This is a genomic window from Lactobacillus ultunensis DSM 16047 (genome assembly GCF_001436305.1).
Lineage (GTDB): Bacteria > Bacillota > Bacilli > Lactobacillales > Lactobacillaceae > Lactobacillus > Lactobacillus ultunensis.
The window spans coordinates 1-1,900 of sequence record NZ_AZFO01000072.1; the positions used below are offsets into that span (position 1 = coordinate 1).

Annotated in this window: 2 protein-coding genes and 1 riboswitch; both genes read right to left on the bottom strand. The window is 40.3% G+C overall.

The genetic code is table 11. From position 1 onward, the window contains the following. Window positions 1-502: MFS transporter (locus tag FC57_RS10335; protein ID WP_156655823.1), on the bottom strand; the 502-nt coding region annotated here is incomplete at its 3' end. 20 nt (window positions 503-522) lie between these two features. Next, window positions 523-1,722 (bottom strand): methionine adenosyltransferase, encoded by a 1,200-nt coding sequence (gene metK, locus FC57_RS10340; protein ID WP_007126646.1) that lies wholly within the window; start codon window positions 1,720-1,722, stop codon window positions 523-525. After that, a riboswitch (SMK box riboswitch) is annotated at window positions 1,720-1,810 on the bottom strand. Its footprint overlaps the gene before it by 3 nt. Window positions 1,811-1,900 lie beyond the last annotated feature (90 nt).

Here is a 1,900-nt window from a genome sequence, read left to right on the forward strand (position 1 = left end):
CATTAATATAAAAGACCCAATGCCAAGATAAGTGTTGGACAATAAAACCACCTAAAAGTGGTGCAATAACTGAGGCCACTCCCCAGAAACCGGAATTAAGGCCCAACATTTTTGCTCTCTTCTGCAAGGTGTACAAGTCAGCAATAATTGTAATAGCTACTGGCTGAACAGCCCCTGAGCCTAGACCCTGAATAACTCTAAACACAATCAATTCAATCATATTTTGTGCTAAGCCACAAAGAGACGATCCAATGACAAATAATGCAATTCCAAACAAAAAAACTGGCTTCCGCCCAATGCTATCCGCCAATTTTCCATATAAAGGAGTTGAGACAGCCGTCATTAACAGGAAGATTGATACAACCCAGTTCATAATTTCTAATCCATTCAGATCAGAAACTATTGTTGGCATTGCAGTAGAAACAATTGTCCCCTCAATAGCGGTCATAAAAGTTGTCATAAAAATCGCAAGCGTGACTACAGGCACGTTTGTTTTTTTCATTTATTACCCCTCTTTATTTATTATTGATGATCTTTAATATAATCAAGTAAATCTTGAGTTTTATCGGTTTTTTCCCATGGTAAATCGACGTCAGTTCTACCAAAGTGACCATAAGCGGCAGTTTGCTCATAAATAGGACGACGCAAGTTAAGCATCTTGATGATACCAGCTGGACGAAGGTCAAATACGTGACGAACTGCATCAGTTAAGAGATCATCATCAACCTTACCTGTACCAGCAGTATCAATCATGATAGATACTGGGTGAGCAACACCAATAGCGTAAGCTAATTGCACTTCGCAACGATATGCAAGACCAGCTGCAACGATATTTTTAGCCACATAACGGGCAGCATAGCTGGCACTACGGTCAACCTTTGTTGGGTCCTTACCTGAGAAAGCACCACCACCGTGACGAGCATAACCGCCATACGTATCAACAATGATCTTACGGCCAGTTAAACCTGAGTCACCTTTTGGTCCACCGATAACGAAACGACCAGATGGGTTGATCAAAAATTTAGTTTGGTCATCCAAGTATTTAGCTGGAATAACTTCCCTAATAACTAAGTCAATCATAGCACGACGAATTTCTTCATTAGAAACTTCGGCATCAGTTTGAGTAGAAATAACTACAGTATCCACACGAAGTGGCTTATTGTTTTCATCATATTCAACTGTAACTTGGGCCTTAGCATCTGGACGAAGCCAGTCCAAAGTATGATCTTTTCTAAGCGCAGCTACACGTCTCATCAAACGGTGAGCAAGTGAGATTGGTAAAGGCATTAATTCTGGGGTTTCCTTAATTGCAAAACCAAACATCAAGCCTTGGTCACCAGCACCAATTTGATCTAATTCATCCTTGTCAGACTTATTTTCTCTAGTTTCAAGTGAGTGGTCAACACCACCAGCGATATCAGGTGATTGTTCATCAATATCCACCATTACGGCACAATTGTTGCCGTCGAAACCTAATTCAGGACGATCATAACCAATTCTTAAGATGGTTTTACGTACGACATTTTGAATATCAACGTAAGCATTGGTAGAGATTTCACCAAATACAAAAACCATACCTGTAGTTACGATCGTTTCACATGCTACGTGTGAATTAGGATCTTTTTCAAGCATTGCATCCAAAATCGCGTCAGAAATTTGATCAGCAACTTTATCTGGGTGCCCTTCAGAAACTGATTCTGAAGTAAACAAACGTCTTTCCATATTAGTCCCCCTATATAGACATTGGCTATCCGGTTACAAGGCATCTTCATTAACTAAGTAATGAATCCTATCAGGACTTGAACCGATAAAATTATTATTGTTGTTCGTTCTTTGGCATAAAAAAAGACTACCGCGAGGCGGTAGTCCCGAACGATGGAGGATACAGGGCTCGAACCTG

Excerpts from the sequence above, each read along its gene's own strand:
- metK (WP_007126646.1), bottom strand. The coding sequence starts at position 1,722 with ATGGAAAGACGTTTGTTTACTTCAGAATCAGTTTCTGAAGGGCACCCA.